The following is a 19,938-nucleotide window of genomic DNA, read 5'->3' on the forward strand; positions in this document are numbered from 1 at the left end:
AAAAAGACGAGACGGGATTTTTAATATAATCATTAGTCAGAATAGAGTTAGGTATATTCTATTTTTTACTCCACTCCGCAATACTTTCTCTATTCATTTTTACGTAATCTTGATTTTTAGCAGTTTCTGCAGCTACAAGAGATAAATTTGCGGTTTCAATAGCACCTTTTTTGTCTCCCGCTCTGGCTTGAATCAAAGATTTTTGGCGAGTATACCAATAAGGTTTTTCAGTACTCAATTCCATAGCTTTATCCATGTAAGACATTGCCTTTGCGTTATCACCATTAGACTGATAAATGTATTGTGCAGCCGAAAAATAATCAGCAGATGTTGGTCCTGCCAATACTTTTTCAATATTTGCTAATACTTCTTTTTGAGTAGGAACTGTAAATTTCATGGAAACAGAGGAGTTTTCCCAAGCCATATCCAAGGTAGCAGTATCTGCAGTCAAATTACCAATACCAATTGTAAAAGACTCTACTGATTTTGACATTGCATCTTCTTTTACAGTAGTTCTCAATACTACATTAGCTTCATTCCATACTTCAGGATTTCCCCAATTGTTTGTGGTAGAATAAAAAATCACTTCCCAGCTTTCTATTTTAGGAATAGTGTACAAAGCATATTTTCCTTTAGGTAAAGTTTTACCATCAATTACAACATCCTCACTAAAAGAAATAGTGGTGTTTTCATTGGCTCCAGTCCTCCAAACTTTTCCAAAAGGAACCAAATTTCCAAATACCGCTCTTCCTCTTGCTGCTGGTCTGCAATAAACTATTTCAATATCCGTCAATCCAACTGTTTGAAAAACTGTCGCTTTCGGACTGGCTTGAGGCGTTTTTAGCTGAGCCTCAGTGATAAAGGGCGCTATAATAAATATTAAAGCAAAAAGTATTTTTTTCATATTATTGGTTTATGTATTTCTCCAAATTTACAAATTCAAAAAGCTTTAAATGTTAATATTTCCTTAATTCAAATTTAGCTGTTATTCAATTTTATTTGTTGTACAATTATTTCTAAAATAGAAAAACAGTATCCCAACCAAAAATTTATAAATCCTATAAGCTTTTTAAAAAATTATATAACAAGAAAAAAGAGGTTCGGGTCTAAATTTGTAATTAAATCATACTTGATTCATAAAGAAGTTGCTATTTATACCTTAGCCAATTTTATAAAGAAATATTATCATGGAAAATCAAAAAATAATAGTCGAAAAAATAAAATATCTTGTTTATAAAGGTATGTATTACTGTTTTGAAATTCGATACATCTTTAATTTATAGTGATTCAGCAGAAACTAAAATGCTAAGTTGCTAAGATTTTAGAAGGCATTATAACATGACAAATTATCTTGAATATCAAGAATCAATATACTAGATAAAGTTTGGGAAATATACTAAACCTTAGAAAACTTAGATACTTAGATACTTAGAAACTAAAATAGTACTTATAGGATTTATAACTATTTTTTTTTTAAAATGTCCTTCAAAAAAGTATAAATTAATATTGTGAAACCTTCTCAAAATTCAATTCATCAAAATGATTGACTACAACATCCGCCAATGACAAATCCTGATCTTTGGAATGAAAGCTGTTATATCCTACGCAAAAAATGCCTGCAGCTTTGGCCGCTTTCACACCATTGGTACTATCCTCAATAACGATACAATTCTCTTTTGGTGAGACCGACAAGGACGCTGCATGCAAGAAAATAGCAGGATGGGGCTTTGATTTAGGAAAATCTTCACCACTTACAATATGTGAAAAATATTGGTGCAAATCAAAACGGCGAAAAACTCTGTCGATCGTCACTTTTGAAGCCGACGAAGCCACAATTAACTGCATTCCATTTTGATGAAAATCTTTAATTAAATTCTCCACTCCTTCCAACAAAGCTAAATCTTCTTTGCTATCAAAAGCATCATTAAAAATGGATCTTTTTCTCAAAATCAAGTCTTCCACCTCATGTTCTAACTGGAAATGTTCTTTTAATTTCTGAAAAGTATTGCGAGTCGATAATCCTGTAAAAGAAGTGTACATTTCCTCTGGAACCTCAATATTCAGTTCGCCAAATTGTTTGTAATAAGCATAACGGTGTACCAATTCTGTATCTACAATTACACCATCCATGTCGAAAATTACGGTTTTTATCATTTTTTTTAGATTCTAAGATGCTGAGTTCCTATGATACTGTGACACCTAATTTATATATTTTTAGTTTGGTTTGAAAAAGGTTTAAGGTTGTTTAAAATTGTTTGAAATGGTCCTAAACAATTAATCGATTAAACGATTCACCCCTTTCTACTCTTTCTTAAGCAAATATCGAATTACCGTTTCGGCCGCATATAAACCAAACAATCCTGGCATATAACTATTGGTTCCATAAAACGATTTTTTAAAATTGGAGCCATCTGTCATGCGCAGACTGGATTCATCTTGGATTTCGGAAGAAAAAACCACTTTCACTTTATTGATCTTCTCTTTCTTTAAACGCTTTCTGATTGTTTTGGCAAAATAGCAATTTACGGTTTTGGCAATGTCTGTCACTTTCACTTTCGAAGCTTCCATTTTTCCTCCAGCTCCCATACTACTTATGATTCGTACTTTCTTCCTTTTGGCCGAAATAATCAAATTCAGTTTTGGTGTTACACTGTCAATACAATCCAAAACATAATCATATTCATTGGTAACAATCTCGTAAGCACGCTCCGGCGAAAGAAACTCTTTTAGTCGAATCAAATTCAATTCTGGATTGATATCCATCAATCGGTCACTCACAACATCAACTTTAGACTGTCCTACTGTAGAATGCAAAGCAGGTAATTGTCTATTTACATTGGTAATATCCACCACATCGCCATCTACAATGGTCATCGTTCCCACTCCTGCTCTAGCCAAAAATTCGGCCGCAAAAGAACCCACTCCACCAAGTCCTACCACCATTACATGAGCATTTTGCAAATTCTGTAATCCTTCTTTTTTAAACAATAGTTCGGCTCTTTCTGTCCACTCTGCCATATCAATTCGTTTTATTTTTATTCTTAAAGTTGCTTTTTAAAAACCGCTGCAAAATTACTCTTTATTTGTTGTTGCAGTTCATCCATATTCCATTTTTTATATTGGGCTGCCAAGGCATACACTTCCTCAATTCCTTCTTCCACAGTATCTGTTTCCAGAAAAAAACGGTCATTTGGTATGCTTTGAAAAACCTTTTCTAGTTCTGGATTACGCAATAAATATTTCCCGAATGATATAAAAAAACCGTTATCGATGAGTTCTTTTGCCACTTGCTTGTTCTTTGAGAAACCGTGAATCAGCATAGGAACGGTAATTTTTAATCGTTTTTTGATTGCAATCACTTCCTGAAAAGCCGCCACACAATGAATCACGACAGGTTTATTGTGTTTTTGTGCCAAAAGCAATTGTCTTTCAAAAACCATTTGCTGTAATTCGAACGGAATTTCGATGCGTTTATCCAATCCACATTCGCCAAGAGCGAGACAATTGGGTTCTTCTAATTTACTTTCTATTATTTGCAAATCGGTCTCAAGTCTTTGTTCATCAATATACCATGGGTGAATCCCGATGGAATAATACGGAATCGCAACATCAAATTCCTTTGGATATTGATTGACGAGTTCCAAGATTGTGTCCTGATTCGTTAATTTGTGGGTATGCAAATTAAAGTAATTCATTAGTCATGAAACTTCTTTACGCCTGCTTTGATCTCGATAGCCAAATCGTTTTCCAATGGCACTTTTGGGCATGAATATTTATGGCTGTAAGCACAATACGGATTGTATGATAAATTAAAATCAATAACAATCGTATTTCCGCTTGGAATTTTTAAATCAATGTATTTTCCACCAATATAACTCTCTTTTCCAGAGGTCAAATCCGAAAAAGGTAAAAACAAATGGTCTTTGTATGCTGAATTTTTGGAGAGTTCAATATTGCGATAAATATTCAGTTTTAACTCTTTTCCTTCTAACTGAAAATGAGCCTCACCGTATTTTACATACATCGGTTTTTTTGCGCCAGTAGTTGGCATCACAAAAGGTTTTTCGTCCTCAGTTCTAATGAATTGTGCAACCACAAAAGCTTTTTCATTGGCAGGGTAAAAATCCAATGCCTTGAAATTGGCCAAATCTTCAGGCAAAAGCGGGCTTGTCTTTGCATCTGAAAATTCTGTATTGAGATCTTTTTGAAATTTTTCGACTGCTGCCAAATCAAATTTTTCTTGGCCAAAGCCTATGTTAAATAATACTAATAGAACCAAAGTCAGCGTAACTCTCATATCTTTAAATTTTAGGCAAAAATAGTTTAAAGTTACAAAGCCACAAAGTTTATGTTTAGAGAAACAAATATCTTGAAATACACTAAATATCTCTGTAGCCCAGATTACTTCACTTAGCATTTATTTTCATAGGAGTTCAGTGAACTTCGTTTGCAGTGAAAATCCTTTTATTTTTTTCTTTAAAAAATAAAAGATTGCAACGAATAGCTGGAAATAGCTCCTAAAAAACTTTGTAGATTTGCAATATAAGAATTTACTACATGCTCAAAACTGCTCTCGGTCGCTACATCAATAATTTTAAAGGATTCACACGCGAAGTTTGGATACTTGCCTTAATCACTTTTATCAATAGAGCCGGTACTATGGTGCTGCCTTTTTTATCCAAATATTTAAAGGAAGATTTGAATTTTACCTACGGTGAAGTGGGATGGATTATGGTTGCCTTTGGTTTGGGTTCTATGTTGGGCTCTTGGATTGGAGGAAAATTGAGCGATAAAATTGGGTTTTATAAAATCATGATTTTTAGTCTTTTTACAAGCGGAATCTTATTTATTCTACTGCAATACATTACAACTTTTTGGGGATTATGTTTTGGGATGTTTGTCATTATGGCAATTTCAGATATGTTTCGTCCTGCCATGTTTGTATCCCTTAGCGCATATGCAAAACCCGAAAATAGAGTTCGTGCGCTGTCTTTAATTCGTTTAGCTGTAAATCTAGGTTTTACTGCCGGTCCAGCATTAGGCGGATTGATTATTATAGGGATGGGATACCAAGGCCTATTTTGGGTCGATGGAAGTACCTGCATCATTGCAATTTTGATTTTTGCATTTTACATTAAAGAAAAAAAGAAAACACCTGTTGCCACAGATCATCCAATAACCAAAACAATTTCAAAATCGATCTTTAAAGACAAACCTTTTTGGCTACTGCTCTTTATCAGTTTTGTTACTTTTATGGTTTTTCTTCAAATATTTTCGACTTTACCCTTATATCACAACGAAAAATTCGGGCTAAGTGAATTCCAAACCGGAATGCTGCTTTCCATCAACGGACTATTGGTTTTCCTTTTAGAAATGCCAATCGTAAGCGCCTTGGAAAGAAGAAAAACGAATAAAATAAAAAGCATTGCAATTGGGTCACTATTCATAACACTTGGATATTACATTTTGCTACTTGATTCTTGGGTTGGAATCTTAACAATTAGCATCATATTACTCACCTTTGGAGAAATTTTTTCTTTTCCATTTGTCAATGCCGTCGCCCTCAACCGAGCACCAAAAGGTCAAGAAGGAAAATATATGGGCTTCTATACCATGAGTTTTAGTCTGGCACATATAGTGAGTTCCAAAACAGGTCTGGAAATTATTGCTCACTATAACTATCAAGTCAATTGGTTTATCATGGGAACTTTAGGTGCAATATCCTTACTTTGCTGTTTTTGGCTCAACAAAATGATTCACAAAGAATAAAAATAACACCTATATAATAATTAGGGTGTGCCATCATTATGAAAATGGGTCAAATATGCAAACCACTTATTTCGCCCATTTCCATAATGCTGTCGGGTCATCCGCGCTACTTCGGTAGCTTGCTTCTACCCCTCACCCAAGAACCACAACATTTGTATTCAAAACGATATTTTGTGTCCTTACCGTTTTCTATGCAAAGGTTCAAATAGGTTTCCAAAAATTTTTAGGCTAAAAAACACATTCCAATCTCAATAAAATCGATGCAAAACTAAAATTTTAGTTAAATAACTATATTTATAGTTTGCAAACTAGAAATATAGTTGTAAGTTTGTTTTAGAAATTTAGCTAAGATTTAAAAAACAAACAAAATGCAAAAACTAACAAATAAAGAAGAAGAGATCATGCACATTTTATGGAAGCTCAAAAAAGCATTCGTAAAAGAAGTGATGGCCGAAATTACCGAAGACCAACCCCATTACAACACCTTATCTACCATTATTCGCAATCTGGAAGAAAAAGGATATGTAAATCATAATGCATTTGGAAATACCCATCAATACTTCCCAATTGTAAGTATTGAAGATTACCGAAAAGGTTTTATGAGTACCGCTATCGATAATTATTTTAATAGCTCTTATAAAAATATGGTTTCCTTTTTTGCTAAAGAAGAAAAAATATCGGCAGCCGAATTGCGTGAAATCCTTTCTATGATTGAAACCCCAAAGAAATAAAACTATTCCATTAAAAAAATGGGGTTCATGACAACCAAAAAAACAAATAAAGGCTTCGGAATAAAAAAACAATAAAAAATGGAAACACTATTCATATATATCGCAAAATCGAGCGGACTAATAGGAATGTTCTATATCGCTTATTATTTCCTATTGCGAAAAGAGACTTTTTTCACAGCAAATCGTTGGTTTCTTTTAGCAGGTTTGTTTACATCTGTAATTTTGCCGTGGATAGTTTTTACCACAATTGTTTGGGTAGAACCGGCGCCAACCAATTTTGATTGGTCAAAAATCCCTATGAGAACGGTCCAAGAGGAAAGCTTTGAAATCAATTGGTATCTCGTTTTAGCCGCAGCTTATATAATTGGAATTGTATTGTTTTTAGTCCAGTTTGCATTAGATTTTTATAATCTTAATAGCGTTTTAAAAGGAAAAACCATTCATCAACAAGCCGACCATAAATTCATTGACCTAAAAGAAAACATTGCACCTTTTTCCTATTTCAATACCATTGTTTACAACTCATCATTGTACAACGAGTCTGAAATGGAAAGTATTTTGGAACACGAAAAAGTACACAGCGAACAATACCATACGATAGACGTCTTAATCACGCGTTTCTTTTGCATCCTTTTTTGGTTCAATCCCTTTATTTGGTTGTACAAAAAAGCCATTTTGCAAAACCTAGAATTTATTGCGGATAGCGAAGCTGCCAAAAACATATCCGACAAAAAAGCGTATCAGCTTACGCTTTTAAAAATAACAACACATGAAAATTGTGTTGTGCTTACCAATCATTTTTATCAATCATTAATCAAAAAACGAATCGTTATGTTAAACAAAAATCAATCAAAAAAATGGAATTCCTGGAAGTATCTTTTAGTACTTCCTGCATTAGTAGCCTTTGTATTTTTATTCCAAATGGAAGTCATAGCAAAGGAGAAAAATGTGAGTCCAAAAACAGAACAATCAGCCTCGGATGGTGTTGATGTCTATAAAATCACAAAGAATACTACAGAAGCAGAATTAAAGGAAAAAGCAGAAATTCTTAGTGAAAAATATGACATAAAAACCACATTCTCTAAAGTAAAAAGAAACTCAAGTAATGAATTAATTGGTTTAAAAATTAAACTACAAAAAGGAAAAGAAATAGCTACAGAAATGGAAGTCAATAGTAGCGAACCCATAAAAGATTTTTCAATAGCGATTTCCAAAAATGACAATGGAACGACTAATATTGGCATCGTTACCGAAAAAAACAAAATGAATAACAAATTAGTAGAAGAGAGTAAAAACATAATTTCTAATACCCCTATTGATGCAGATGCTCAAATTTATATTGATGGAGCAAAATCAGACAAAGCCAAAATGGATGAGTTAGATCCTAATGAAATTGCTACCGTTAATGTAATCAAAAACGATGAAAAAAAGGAGATCAGAATTATTACAAAAAAATTTGCAAAAATAGGCAGCGAGAATGACATTTATATCAATGACAAAAAAGTAGATCAAAATGAATTAGACCAATTAGATCAAGACAAAATTGTAACAATGGATGTCAACAAGGACGGAAAAACAATCCGCATTGTAACCAAAAACGGAACATATAACATACAAGACAAAAATCTTCCTGCTCCCCCTACTCCTCCATCGCCGCCAGTTTTAAAAATGAAAACGCCAACTCATCCTCCATTACCAAAAGCACCGAAAGCACCAAAAGGAGACCCAATAAATGGAGACAAAAAAGCCTGGAAAGAATTTGAAAAAAAAATGGAAGAATTTGATAAACAAATGAAAAAGCTTGAACCTCAAATGGAAGCTTTCGACAATCAAATGGCTGAATTTGACAAACAAATGGAGCCATTCAACAAAGAAATGGAAGCTTTTGATGAAAAAATGAAAGTTTATGACAAACAAATGGAAGAATACATTTCTAAAATAGAAAAAGAAAATAAAAAATAATTTCACAATAACATCCAAAAGACGGTCACTCATCAAGACCGTCTTTTTTTATATCTTTGAAAAAAAATATTCAATCATGTTTAAAATTCTTGCCCGAATCAACAAAATTATTTTACCAAGCTTTACCAAACAAAGATTGGATGTATCCAAAGCCAAAAAATGGCAAATGGCAATTATTGGGTATCGTTATTATGTTACCACAAGAGCACTTGGTTAAAATTTTAGAATGCAGATTCTAAATACTGCCTTCTATCACCTATTAATCAGCCTACTGAACACTAAACTAATACGTCATTGCCGCAAAAATCTCATTTCCGGCAATTTTTTCCCTTCCGTTCAAGAAAGTGATTTCCATCAGAAAATTGCACTGTACAATGACTCCTCCCAGTTTTTCTACCAATTCGCAAACCGCTTTAGCTGTTCCACCAGTAGCCAAAACATCATCGTGAATCAAAACCCTATCTCCTTTTTGGATAGCGTCAGTATGAATTTCAAGCGTGTCGCTACCATACTCCAAATCATAAGAGGCCGAGAGCGTCTCAAAAGGCAATTTATTAGGTTTCCTAACAGGAACAAAACCCACATTCAATTCCTCCGCCAAAAGCATCCCGAAGAAAAAACCACGACTTTCAACTCCGATTACCTTATCAATTTTTTTATCTTTTACCGTTGAAACCAATATTCCCAGGCATTCTTTCCTTGCATTTGCATCAATTAGCAACGGGGTGATGTCTTTAAACACGATTCCTTCTTTTGGAAAACCCTGAATATCACGTATATATTTTTTTAAGCCCATATTTTTTTATTTTTATACGATTTCATGCTTGCAAGATACATATTTATTCCTATATTTGCACCCGCATTAAGGCCTCGTGGCGCAACTGAATAGCGCACTTGATTACGGCTCAAGAGGTTACTGGTTTGAATCCAGTCGAGGTCACTAGAAAATCCTTAAACATACTGATAATCAGGAGTTTAAGGATTTTTTGTTTTTATATTTGTACGATTTTTGCATTGTGAATTTAAACAACCTGAAATTTCATTAACTCGAGCGGTTTGGTATTGAATATTTCGAAATGTGAAATTTTCGGAGAAAATCAAACCAACGAACTGTCTTACATCCGATAAATTACTATTTGTATATGCAAAATAAAGCTGCTTTCAGGACAACACAGCCATCAAATGGCTCTTTCAGATAACTAGAACTATTACTAAAATCTTTTAATTCTGCTATCCATCAACTTTAGATATTTTTCTTACATTGTATCTGACAAAAAAGATGTTTTCACCAGTCCAGTCCATATGGAAAGGCTTTTTTAATATCAAATAAAATGACATCAATTATCTTGTCGTTAATTCCAAATGCTCTTTTGGAAAATAATCTATTAGTTCTTCTGATTTAAAATTGCTCTTTGGATTTTTCCGGAGGAATTTATTTAATTATCCTCTGTGGCCTACCAATTGATCTCAATCTTTAATACTTACAGCAAGATTTTTTACTTTTTCTTTTCTTGGTTAACAATTAGTTTTAAAGAATTGATATAATCTGTATCAAATTCTATAACCCTTATTTTGTTCAGCTTAAAACTCATTTCACCTTCAAATTCTCCTTCGGTTCCCAAAAAATCGATTACCAGTTCATCCTCATTTATTTCTATGAGTTTACCAAGATAAACTGCTTTCTCTGATTTTTTTGCAATCTGAAAAATCTCATGTTTGTCCGCAAGAAAATTTATAATTGAAAACAAATCTTTAAGCGGAATTATTTCCTCTGCACTTGTTTTTAAGCCTTTAAGTTTAATTACTCTTTCTGTGAATTCATGATCCTTGTCTTGAATAATTGACTTTACATTCTTGTTTTTTAGTATTGTATAACCATCGATTATAAAGTCAACAGGATTATTTTTTAGTAAAATCCAGTCTTCAGTCCAGTCAATAAGAAACCCACTAAAGATATCTTTCTTATCATCAAACTCTATTGAAATTAATTGTCGCAGGTATTTTTCCATGATACTTTTTATTTTTAGTGCACTTTGCAACTAATGTTAGTTTTTATAAAAAACTCAAAACAAATTTTATATTGAGTCATTGTGATGTAAACCTATACTCTAAACTATAATTATTTTTTACAATTATCTCCCGTTGATTGTTTTTTCTACTATTTCATTAAGTGACCAACTGGAAAAAACAATCAAACCGGCCACCTTTACCTAATTTTAATTGACCCGTACAAATATTAAACAATCTATTTTAAATACAAATTAAAACATTAAAAATAAACACATTATAATTCAATCTACCAACAACAAATAATAGAATTCAGTGCCCCCCCTTCAAATTGGAATAGGGTGGCTAACGCCATTGGAATTTGCTGTCTACCCTGTAAGTCTTTGAAAATCATACAGAATCAATACTATTCCATGCCTCTTTGCCAATTTGCATTTTTTGTTTGGCTGTTTCCAATGTAAATTGAGAAATAGGATGTTTTTTTCTTAGCTTTAAAGATATATGCCAAACTAATTTTTAATTATATCGTAATTTTGTAATACCCTTTAAGAATATCGCAGAATAAAATTTGGTCTTTATTTTTTTACTTTTTAAGCAAGAAAATTGTGGATTAAACCACTTATTACTTTTCCGAAACTCTACAGAGCAAAGTCTCCTGTATCAAACAAATAGAATTTCATTTCTTTTTTGAATGCCGCAACTCTTGAATCTGGAAATATATAATAATCTTTTCTATAAGCAACAAGTGTTTCGGGTTGGCATGTTCTAAAATATCCTTGTCGTATTAGATATACCACTACCTTGATTTGCTAGTCATAAAACATAGCCGATTGAATAGTACCATTTTATGGGCGTTTTTTAAGTCTTATCTCTGTTTCCCAGTTATCGGGAGAAATAAAAAGTACATCTGATGCCTCCAGAATGCCTTGACTTATATCAATAAATAATTTAACATAAGTCAAGAAAGAAGTTTTGAATCATCCCGAACTTTGTCCTCAATTTGAAAACACTAATAAAATGAAAAAAAGGACAAATTATAATACTAGCATTGATCAGCATTTCTCTGAATATATGTACTCAAAATAAATCAAAGGAAAAAACTAAAGATAAACAACTATGGAAAATAAAATTTACAACGAAGATGGCTTACAGTCACTTTCACTATACGATATAGCATTCACAGTTAAAAATATAGAGGAATCAATCAAATGGTATAGAGATGTCTTGGGTTTTGAACTCAAAAACAAATCTAAATTCAGTATTCCTGCAGGTTCAGCCGACATTGCAATGTTGCAGCTAGGAGATTTAAACCTTGAAATATTACAGGTTCCTAATAATAAAAGAATTGAAGAAATGTTTGCCGATGTCCCAATGCATCTCATTCCAATAGGAAATAAAACTGTCGTATTTCAAGTGACAGACATAAAAATCACTACGAAACAACTTGAAGAGAAAGGAGTGAACTTTGTTTGGAAAGAGCAATATTTGGCAGGTGATAAAATGTTATGCACCATGATAAAAGATATTGATGGCAACAAAATCAATATCTTTCAGACAGATACACTTTTCGAATTTCCACAAATAGAAAGTATACTCACACCTGAAGAAATTGTAACGGAGCATCTAAAACTTTGGGGGGAAAGTGATGGCGAAAAAAGAAAAAAAACAATAGACAAACTTTATGATCAAAATGCCACATTGATTGATCCAGCTCTAAAATTAACTGGAAAAGAGAAGATTAACGACTTTATTTCAGAACTTCAAAGCAAAAACATCGGCTATAAATTTGCACTTGAGGGCAAAACAGTGTCTCATCACAACACAATAAAATTTAATTGGACATATGGTCCTATAGATGAACCAAAAAAGATAATGGGCACAGATATTATAACAATACAAAATGGATTGATTAAAATGATATATGTATATGTTGACGGATTATAAGCCCTTTTAAAAAAAGTTTTCCCTTCAATTTTTTCTTAAATGTTTTATAAACGTTTTTGATTTTATTATTTCTTGATTTCGTTCATCTATAAGTATAACTACCTATGGATGAACAAAATCAAAACCAGCAAATATCTATTTTGTTTGAAAATTGCTTTATACTATTTAGAATTCTGTAATATTTATTTTTTTAAACTTTGCTTCCTTATTCGACTTAAGGTTTCTGGAGTTATTCCCAAATACGAAGCAACCATATGCTGCGGGACTCTTATGGCAATCTGCGGCTGTTTTTCCAAAAAACGCGTATATTTTTCCTCTGCGTTTAAACTTATACTATTGTTAATTCTATCCTGACTTGCAGCAAAGCTCCTTTCGATAATAAGATTTACCAACTCTTGAAATTGAGGAATACTTTTCATTAACATCTTAAAATTTTCTTTACTAATCAACAACACTTCACTATCTTCAATAGCATCAATATTAAACCGCGAAGGTGTGCCATTAAGTAAACTTTCTCGGTCTCCTATCCACCAATTTTCAATTGCAAAATTGATAATATGCTCCTGCAGCTTGTCGTTAATACTATACGTGCGAAGACATCCGTTGATAATAAAAGCGTTAAAGCGCCATACATCTCCCTCCTGCAGCAAATACTGATTCTTCCTCAGCCTTTTGGTTACACATACCTTTTGAATCATTTCTAATTCCTCATCATTCAGCTGTATCTGATTCCGCAAATATTTAGCAAATACCTCAAACATATTATTTAGATAAACTTTTTAAATTTCAACCAGGGAATACTTCAAATTCCAGTACACAAAGATAATGTAATTGCGATAATTTTTTAAAGTTTGGGCCGCATACAAAACACAATATATGAAAAATAAGCAATCATTGATATTTGAAATAAAAACCTGCAAATACAATATTTCATTCTTGAGAAGTCAAATAGGCCACCTGTATTAGCAAACACATAAGTTTATTTTATTTAAAAAATGTAAACGCATATGTTGACTTTTCAGTATCAAATTTATAGTTAAATCAAAGAAAAATACCGATCAATCATTTCCCGCTTCTAAGAACTTCTTCCCCTTAATATATTTTCCCCTTATATCTGATCTTTTAAGACTCTAGTAACACTATAACCCTCTCTAGAACTTTCCGGAGACAGTATATGAATTAGAAGCGTTACTCTACCACATGAGTTTATATAATCATAGTCTGACAATCCTGGAAAATAATATCACTACGAAATATTTATATAATGATTTATCTGGGAGCTCTGCTTCGGGCTAGTTCATTATATAACGGTAGACCTATTTTCCAAAAATGACAGAGTGGATTCAAATATTCACGTAGAATATTTTTACAAAATTCTAATAAATTATCCAATTTATTAGAATTTTGTCATATAAAAGAAACTAAAAAAATAAAGAAAAAAGCCATAAAAATAATATTACGATTCGTAATTATGTTAAATTTTAAGCTTTAAAAAAACATAACTATCTGTTTATTAGGTTGTTTAACAAATTATTATGACTTTTACGATACAAATTCAAAAACGTTTAAAAGATGAAACTAAAGTTCAATGGATTCTTAGTGCTTTTAGTAGTGCTAATGGCGCAATTAAACTTTGCGCAAGAAAGATCTGTTTCAGGAATTGTTTCCGACGACCAAGGCATACCCTTACCAGGTGTGAGCATATTAATAAAAGGAACAAAAACTGGAATACAATCAGATTTTGACGGGAAATTCTCTATCAAAGCAAAACCAACCGATGTACTGATATTCAGTTATCTTGGAATGAAAAACACAGAGAAAATTGCAAGCTCAACGACAATAAATGTAAAAATGGTCAGCGATGCAACGGAATTAGAAAATGTTGTTGTTACAGCATTAGGTATTAAAAGAGAAAAAAAATCTCTTGGGTATGCCTCAACAACATTAAACAAAGAACAAATTACCAGTGTAACCACTAATAACCCGATTGAAAGTTTATCAGGAAAAATTGCAGGTGTCGACATTAGTGCCCCTACGCAACCAGGGTCGTCTACAAAAGTAATAGTTAGGGGTATTGGTTCCATATCTGGAACAAACCAACCATTATATGTTGTAGATGGAACACCTATAAATAATGATGGTAGCGCGAGCCAAACAAGACAAGACGGATCATCAATAGATAGATCATATGATGCAGGAACTGGTATCAACGATATTGATCCCAATAGCATTGAAACAATAACCTTCCTAAAGGGAGCTGCTGCAACCGCCTTATACGGAGCAAGAGCTGGGCGTGGTGCTATTATTATAACTACTAAAAAAGGGAAAAACCAATCAAAAATAAACATTGACTTCGTATCAACTGTTGAAATGAGTGAAGTAGCACGTGTTCCACATTTACAAAACTCTTATGGACAGGGATGGAATGGTTTAGGCTATTCCCAACTTTCAACTGGGCCCGGCCCAAGTAACGAAAATGGATCATGGGGACCCGCTTTTAACGGTGAAGTCAGACCTTGGGGAACGGTATACAATAATTCACAACAAATCAAACCCTATGTTGCATTAGAAGATAACGTGAAAGATTTTTACGACGTTGGTATACTAACTTCAACTAATGTAAATCTAAGTGCAGGGAATGACTTTTCCGATTTTTCACTTGGTTTTACTAAACTCAATAGTGATGGAGTAATTCCAACGAATGCAGACAAATATTTAAAAAATGCTTTAAGCTTCAATGGTGGTGTAAAAAACGAAAAAGGATCCATTCGTATAAGTTTTAATTACACCAATAAAGATCAGAGTGCAGTTAATACAGGACAAAATGACAATGCTGGAGAAGGTGATACCTTCATACCTGAATTATTGCAAATACCAAGAGACATAAGTGTTGTCGACTTAAAAGATTACAAAAACAATCCTTTTAATTCACCAAGTTATTATTTTACGCCTTATGCCTCAAACCCTTACTGGGCATTGAATGAAAATAGAACAAAAATTCTAGGACAAAGTTTTTTTGGAAACACAAGTTTTAACTACAATATTACCGAAAACCTTACCGCTACATGGCAAGTAGGAGGGAATTATAAATTAGAAAACATCAAAAGTTATGGTGCAATAGTCAACTTTGACCCTGGATCTGCTCAAAATGTCGCAGGTGCTCAAGAAACTGTGGGTGGTGTATCTGAAAGCAGACTTGAAAGAAGCGAGTTTGACACGTATTTTAATTTAAATTATATTAAAGATATTAATGATAATTTCAAGATAAACGTATTGGCTGGTGTAAACTACAACAAAAGAGAGACCGACTTTTTAACAGCTTCAATAACAAATCTTATCATTTCTAATTTTTATGAATTAACTAATACCGCAACAAGACCTGAAATATCACAAAACAATACATTAAGGAAAAACTTTGGGGTTTATGCTCAAGCAGAACTATCATATACCAATAAATACTTCCTTACTCTTACGGGACGACAAGACAAATCATCTACTTTGCCGCCAGACAACAATACTTATTTCTACCCTTCTGTTTCCTTAAGCGGAATAGTAATAGATAATGAGCAAACCTTCTTAAAACTTAGGGGTTCATGGTCACAGGTTGCAAACGATACAAACCCGTACCAAACCGCAAATTCATTTATTAATGGAAGTGCAGATGCCGGTTTTGGAAACATAATATCTCCATTAGGAGGAGTTGGTTTCTTTGAAGCATCTGGAATTTTAGGTAATCCTGATTTAAAACCAGAGCGAACCAGCGAATTTGAAATTGGTACTGAAGCTAATTTTCTTAAAAAACGCATCACTTTAGACGCAGCCATTTATGACCGAAAAACAAAAGACCTAATTGTTTCGGTGCCTTTGGATCCATCGACAGGTTTTACTACTAAAGCTTTAAATATTGGAGATGTAGAGAACAAAGGTATAGAAATAGCCCTAGGATTAAAACCCATTAAAGGAGAAAATTTTTCTTGGGAAATCAACTATACTTTCACGAAAAATCTAAACGAAGTTACTAAAGTACTTGACGATCGCAGAATAGACTTTGGTCCCACTTCAGGCGGTATAACCTTTTCGGCTAAACAAGGTGAACCAATCGGATCTTTTTATGGATTAGTACCTAAAAAAAATGATGCAGGTCAATTTATTGTTGACCCTAATACAGGTTTATACGTTCAATCCGATGATGTAGAGTTATTAGGCAATGGACAACGAAAATTCATTATGGGGTTACAAAACACATTCAAATATAAAAACCTAAGTCTCTCTTTTGCTTTTGACTGGAAAGAAGGAGGCAAAATGTACTCGCGAACAAAAGATTTATCTTATTTTGTAGGTAATGGCATAGAAACAACTTACAATGACAGAAATACATTTATTATCCCTAACTCAGTAAATGACAACGGGGACGGAACTTATTCTGAAAACACAACTCCAATCGCTTTAGAAGATTATTACTCTTATTTTAATGACAACCAAAACCCAGCCACTCAAGGTGCTTTTTTAATTGACAAAACGTTTATTCGTATGAGAGACATAAGCCTTTACTACAATTTAGACAAAAAAATTATTGAAAAGATAGGTTTAACAAAATTTACGATAGGTATATACGGCAGAAACTTATTCTTATGGACTCCTGACAGAAATCCATACATTGATCCTGAAGTAACCTCTTTTGGTAACGACTTATTAAGTGAATATGGTGAATTTGCTGCAAATCCATCCCAACGTGCCTATGGCTGTGTACTTAAAGTATCATTCTAAACCAGACAAAATGAAAAAGACATTAATAATAATTTCAGCTTTATCAATATTTTCAGCATGCTCTGAAAAAGATTTTGATATAAATTACGATCCGGACAATTTGAGTCCGCAAGCCACGACTTTAGCATTACAATTACCCGCTGGAATGGCAGGGATTGCAGGTGCTCAAGGTGCATACTACACCATATTTGGAGGATTTTGGGCACAATACTATACACAAAGTAACTCTGCATCCCAATATAGAAACCTTGATGCATATTCCGCAGGGACAAACGACTATAACAGAGCCTGGTCTGCTATGTACGATGGTTTGGGCGATCTAAGAACTGTTAAAAGAAAAGCATTCCAACAAGGGAATTGGAAATATTATCTAATCGCCACCACCTTGGAAGTACATGCTTCACAATTAATGACTGATTTTTATGGCGACATACCTTATGCTGAAGCAAACCAACAAGATATATTGGAGCCAAAATTCAATACTGGTCCAGAAGTTTACGATCTAATGATTACCGATTTAAAAACGGCTCTTGCAAAGGATTTGGCAACATCAGTTGGAGAAACGCCTAGTTCAGATGATTTCGTTTTTGGAGGAAATATGGCAAATTGGAAAGCCTTTGCCAATACCCTTTTATTAAAAATATATATGAGACAAACTAAAGTAAATCCAAGTTTAGCCCAGACCGAAATCACAAGTTTAATTAATTCTGGAGTTACTTTCCTGGATACAGATGCTGCTATAACTCAATTTGAGGATGCGCCAAATAGAAGTAATCCTTTTTATGAAACTGACAGAAGACAATTAAACGTTGCCACGAATATTCGGGCTAGTACGACGATGAACTCTTTTTTACTCAGCAATAATGACCCGCGGAGGGACAATTTTTATACTCCTGGAGCCGCTCTAAACCAAGGCGATTTTAACAATACTACGCTTGGTTCCAGTTCGATAGCAGTATTAATCATAAACGCTACAGACCCACTCTATTTCATGAGCAGAAGCGAGAGTTTGTTCCTACAGGCAGAGGCTTTGGCGCGCTATTTTGGAGGAGCCGGAGCAAAGGAAAAATATGATGCAGGAGTATTAGAAGCATTCAACAGATATTCCAAGGACGGAGCCCCGTTCATAGCCGCAACAGGTGTCTATAAATATCCCGACGGAACTCTTGATGACAATTTAAAAGCTATCATAACACAAAAATGGGTATCAGGATTTCCTGCAAATGGATTTGAAGCCTTCTTTGACCAGAACAGGACTGGTTACCCAAAAATATCGGCTGTTCCGCAATCAGATGCTGGATATATACCAGGGGAATTGGCGTACTCCATAGAAGGGATTACAGGAGGAGTTTTTCCGAGAAGATTTGTTTATCCGAACACGGTACAAACAAGAAACCGATTTGCACCCGATCTTGAAAAAATAACAACACCAGTATGGTGGGCTAAATAACCTAAAAACATACAAGATGAAAAAAATATATTATTTTTTAGTAGCAATAATGGCTGTATCGTGTTCCGAAACATCTACTGATAATGTGTCAAAGGTGACTAACTATCCTTTAATGACTTTGAATGGTGAGAGAACAGTGGTCTTAAATCAAGGGGACACTTATACTGAGCTCGGTGCCGTATCCATGGCAGGGACAGAAGAACTTCCAGTAACAATAACCGGCACTGTGAACACCTCTACTCCCAATGTATACAAATTAACATATACATCAGTTAATGTAGACGGCTTCTCGGCAACATTAACTAGAGCTATCGTTGTACTTAGTACAGCACCAAGCGCGATAGATTTACAAGGTACATTCGCTAGAAATGGTACCAATCTAAATAATGTAACCAAGCTTGGAGACAGAAAGTACATATGTGATAATGCTACTGGCTTCACAAATGGCAGTCCTGATAACCTCACATTAATTTTTTACAATGTAGATGACACTAAAATTTATGCTCCTTACCAAGAAAATGCGTCATCAACTGGTATCTCCGCAGAAAGCAACGTGGGGACTATAGCAGATAAAGATCATTTCAGCTGGGTAATTTACGCATCAGCAGTTTTCGGAACAGCTACAAGAAATTTTACAAGAATCTAAAAAATTAAGACATGAAAATTCAAATAAAAACCTTGCTATTTATAACAATCAGCCTAACATTATTCACATCGTGTGACGAAGGTGGAAATCCAGATGGAGGGGGAACAACAACCCGAAATTTTGCAGGCGATTGGCATATTATTGTTCTTAAATCAGATGGAACACCTCTCACAAACTATGGTTTATTCTCAACCTACAATGCTGCGTCTAATGATGAAAATTTTTGGATTGATGACCACGATAATACCTTTGAGTTAAAAACAAAAGTTCAAGTAAAAGATTTCAATACTCTTACTTTCAGTGCAACTAATTCAGAAGAAATGTATTTAGGTGATAATGTAAACATCGCCAATGGCAAAATTTTAAAAAATGCCGCACATTCTTTTGGCGGGCATGTTGTTGACAGTATTTATTTTGAAGTTGAATATGTAAATGATCCAGGAACAATATATAAATTCGCGGGACATAAAAGAACCGGTTTCTTAGAAGATGAGTTGTAAATTTATACTTTTTCCTATCCAAAAACCACCAGCTTTCGCTGGTGTTTTTTTTTAACTCGATTTTTTGTACCAAATAACTATTTCCATGAGAAAACTTGACAAGGACCAATAAACATATCCGTTGCTTTATACTTTTTTCACTAAAGTATTCTCAAAAAACAT

Annotated in this window: 17 protein-coding genes and 1 tRNA gene; 10 read left to right on the forward strand and 8 right to left on the reverse strand. The window is 33.7% G+C overall.

Annotated features, from left to right (window positions below):
• Window positions 1-58 precede the first annotated feature (58 nt).
• From DOS84_RS02805 to DOS84_RS02825, 5 genes are all read right to left on the reverse strand, one after another.
• Window positions 59-904, reverse strand: coding sequence for a DUF2911 domain-containing protein (locus tag DOS84_RS02805; RefSeq protein WP_111408604.1), 846 nt, complete (start codon window positions 902-904; stop codon window positions 59-61).
• 596 nt (window positions 905-1,500) lie between these two features.
• The gene (locus tag DOS84_RS02810) at window positions 1,501-2,154 is read right to left on the reverse strand and encodes an HAD family hydrolase (protein ID WP_111408605.1); all 654 of its coding nucleotides are present in this window, start codon (window positions 2,152-2,154) and stop codon (window positions 1,501-1,503) included.
• Window positions 2,155-2,301: 147 nt separating this feature from the next.
• Entirely contained in the window at window positions 2,302-3,018 is a 717-nt protein-coding gene (locus DOS84_RS02815) for a tRNA threonylcarbamoyladenosine dehydratase (RefSeq protein WP_111408606.1), read from the reverse strand.
• Between the two features lie 23 nt (window positions 3,019-3,041).
• Entirely contained in the window at window positions 3,042-3,695 is a 654-nt protein-coding gene (locus tag DOS84_RS02820) for a TatD family hydrolase (RefSeq protein ID WP_111408607.1), read from the reverse strand.
• Window positions 3,695-4,297 carry a DUF1684 domain-containing protein gene (locus tag DOS84_RS02825; protein WP_111408608.1) on the reverse strand — a complete coding sequence of 201 codons (603 nt, stop codon included), beginning with the start codon at window positions 4,295-4,297 and terminating at the stop codon, window positions 3,695-3,697. The genes DOS84_RS02820 and DOS84_RS02825 overlap by 1 nt, the downstream gene beginning before the upstream one ends.
• A 260-nt stretch (window positions 4,298-4,557) precedes the next feature.
• On the opposite strand from DOS84_RS02825, the gene DOS84_RS02830 reads away from it, so the two are divergent.
• The 4 genes from DOS84_RS02830 to DOS84_RS02845 all read left to right on the forward strand — a co-directional run bounded on the left by DOS84_RS02830 (window position 4,558) and on the right by DOS84_RS02845 (window position 8,679).
• Window positions 4,558-5,769 (forward strand): MDR family MFS transporter, encoded by a 1,212-nt coding sequence (locus tag DOS84_RS02830; RefSeq protein ID WP_111408609.1) that lies wholly within the window; start codon window positions 4,558-4,560, stop codon window positions 5,767-5,769.
• 368 nt (window positions 5,770-6,137) lie between these two features.
• Complete coding sequence (locus DOS84_RS02835) at window positions 6,138-6,500, forward strand: BlaI/MecI/CopY family transcriptional regulator (protein WP_111408610.1); 363 nt, start codon at window positions 6,138-6,140, stop codon at window positions 6,498-6,500.
• 78 nt (window positions 6,501-6,578) lie between these two features.
• Window positions 6,579-8,462: a M56 family metallopeptidase gene (locus DOS84_RS02840; RefSeq protein WP_111408611.1), complete on the forward strand. Its 1,884-nt coding sequence runs from the start codon at window positions 6,579-6,581 to the stop codon at window positions 8,460-8,462.
• Window positions 8,463-8,538: 76 nt separating this feature from the next.
• Window positions 8,539-8,679 carry an SsrA-binding protein gene (locus DOS84_RS02845; protein ID WP_111408612.1) on the forward strand — a complete coding sequence of 47 codons (141 nt, stop codon included), beginning with the start codon at window positions 8,539-8,541 and terminating at the stop codon, window positions 8,677-8,679.
• 66 nt (window positions 8,680-8,745) lie between these two features.
• Here DOS84_RS02845 and DOS84_RS02850 read toward each other — a convergent pair whose 3' ends face one another.
• Window positions 8,746-9,258: an adenine phosphoribosyltransferase gene (locus DOS84_RS02850; protein WP_111408613.1), complete on the reverse strand. Its 513-nt coding sequence runs from the start codon at window positions 9,256-9,258 to the stop codon at window positions 8,746-8,748.
• A 70-nt stretch (window positions 9,259-9,328) separates the two neighbouring features.
• Here DOS84_RS02850 and DOS84_RS02855 point away from each other — a divergent pair.
• Window positions 9,329-9,402, forward strand: a tRNA-Arg gene (locus tag DOS84_RS02855).
• Window positions 9,403-9,958: 556 nt separating this feature from the next.
• Here DOS84_RS02855 and DOS84_RS02860 read toward each other — a convergent pair.
• Window positions 9,959-10,471, reverse strand: a complete 513-nt coding sequence (locus DOS84_RS02860; RefSeq protein WP_111409056.1) for a hypothetical protein — start codon at window positions 10,469-10,471, stop codon at window positions 9,959-9,961.
• A gap of 1,114 nt (window positions 10,472-11,585) precedes the next feature.
• Here DOS84_RS02860 and DOS84_RS02865 point away from each other — a divergent pair.
• Window positions 11,586-12,413, forward strand: a complete 828-nt coding sequence (locus DOS84_RS02865) for a VOC family protein (RefSeq protein ID WP_111408614.1) — start codon at window positions 11,586-11,588, stop codon at window positions 12,411-12,413.
• A gap of 182 nt (window positions 12,414-12,595) precedes the next feature.
• Here DOS84_RS02865 and DOS84_RS02870 read toward each other — a convergent pair whose 3' ends face one another.
• The gene (locus tag DOS84_RS02870) at window positions 12,596-13,150 is read right to left on the reverse strand and encodes a Crp/Fnr family transcriptional regulator (protein WP_243636309.1); all 555 of its coding nucleotides are present in this window, start codon (window positions 13,148-13,150) and stop codon (window positions 12,596-12,598) included.
• 835 nt (window positions 13,151-13,985) lie between these two features.
• Between DOS84_RS02870 and DOS84_RS02875 the strand changes: the two genes are divergently transcribed.
• From DOS84_RS02875 to DOS84_RS02890, 4 genes are read left to right on the forward strand one after another with little or no spacing between them, the layout of a single operon-like run.
• On the forward strand, window positions 13,986-17,180 hold the full coding sequence (locus DOS84_RS02875) for a SusC/RagA family TonB-linked outer membrane protein (RefSeq protein WP_111408616.1): 3,195 nt from the start codon (window positions 13,986-13,988) through the stop codon (window positions 17,178-17,180).
• Window positions 17,181-17,190: 10 nt separating this feature from the next.
• Window positions 17,191-18,630, forward strand: a complete 1,440-nt coding sequence (locus tag DOS84_RS02880; RefSeq protein ID WP_165830386.1) for a SusD/RagB family nutrient-binding outer membrane lipoprotein — start codon at window positions 17,191-17,193, stop codon at window positions 18,628-18,630.
• A 16-nt stretch (window positions 18,631-18,646) separates the two neighbouring features.
• Entirely contained in the window at window positions 18,647-19,276 is a 630-nt protein-coding gene (locus DOS84_RS02885; protein ID WP_111408618.1) for an immunoglobulin-like domain-containing protein, read from the forward strand.
• 11 nt (window positions 19,277-19,287) lie between these two features.
• Window positions 19,288-19,776, forward strand: coding sequence for a lipid-binding protein (locus tag DOS84_RS02890; RefSeq protein ID WP_111408619.1), 489 nt, complete (start codon window positions 19,288-19,290; stop codon window positions 19,774-19,776).
• Window positions 19,777-19,938 lie beyond the last annotated feature (162 nt).

This window comes from Flavobacterium aquariorum (assembly GCF_003254745.1).
In the GTDB taxonomy this organism is placed as follows: Bacteria; Bacteroidota; Bacteroidia; order Flavobacteriales; family Flavobacteriaceae; genus Flavobacterium; species Flavobacterium aquariorum.

Bases quoted from the DNA above. Each gene is read 5' to 3' on its own strand.
- DOS84_RS02850 (WP_111408613.1), bottom strand. From the start codon at position 9,258: ATGGGCTTAAAAAAATATATACGTGATATTCAGGGTTTTCCAAAAGAA.
- DOS84_RS02845 (WP_111408612.1), top strand. From the start codon at position 8,539: ATGTTTAAAATTCTTGCCCGAATCAACAAAATTATTTTACCAAGCTTT.
- DOS84_RS02865 (WP_111408614.1), top strand. From the start codon at position 11,586: ATGGAAAATAAAATTTACAACGAAGATGGCTTACAGTCACTTTCACTA.
- DOS84_RS02805 (WP_111408604.1), bottom strand. From the start codon at position 904: ATGAAAAAAATACTTTTTGCTTTAATATTTATTATAGCGCCCTTTATC.
- DOS84_RS02880 (WP_165830386.1), top strand. From the start codon at position 17,191: ATGAAAAAGACATTAATAATAATTTCAGCTTTATCAATATTTTCAGCA.
- DOS84_RS02815 (WP_111408606.1), bottom strand. From the start codon at position 3,018: ATGGCAGAGTGGACAGAAAGAGCCGAACTATTGTTTAAAAAAGAAGGA.
- DOS84_RS02820 (WP_111408607.1), bottom strand. From the start codon at position 3,695: ATGAATTACTTTAATTTGCATACCCACAAATTAACGAATCAGGACACA.
- DOS84_RS02830 (WP_111408609.1), top strand. From the start codon at position 4,558: ATGCTCAAAACTGCTCTCGGTCGCTACATCAATAATTTTAAAGGATTC.
- DOS84_RS02840 (WP_111408611.1), top strand. From the start codon at position 6,579: ATGGAAACACTATTCATATATATCGCAAAATCGAGCGGACTAATAGGA.
- DOS84_RS02810 (WP_111408605.1), bottom strand. From the start codon at position 2,154: ATGATAAAAACCGTAATTTTCGACATGGATGGTGTAATTGTAGATACA.
- DOS84_RS02890 (WP_111408619.1), top strand. From the start codon at position 19,288: ATGAAAATTCAAATAAAAACCTTGCTATTTATAACAATCAGCCTAACA.
- DOS84_RS02825 (WP_111408608.1), bottom strand. From the start codon at position 4,297: ATGAGAGTTACGCTGACTTTGGTTCTATTAGTATTATTTAACATAGGC.
- DOS84_RS02835 (WP_111408610.1), top strand. From the start codon at position 6,138: ATGCAAAAACTAACAAATAAAGAAGAAGAGATCATGCACATTTTATGG.
- DOS84_RS02875 (WP_111408616.1), top strand. From the start codon at position 13,986: ATGAAACTAAAGTTCAATGGATTCTTAGTGCTTTTAGTAGTGCTAATG.
- DOS84_RS02885 (WP_111408618.1), top strand. From the start codon at position 18,647: ATGAAAAAAATATATTATTTTTTAGTAGCAATAATGGCTGTATCGTGT.
- DOS84_RS02860 (WP_111409056.1), bottom strand. From the start codon at position 10,471: ATGGAAAAATACCTGCGACAATTAATTTCAATAGAGTTTGATGATAAG.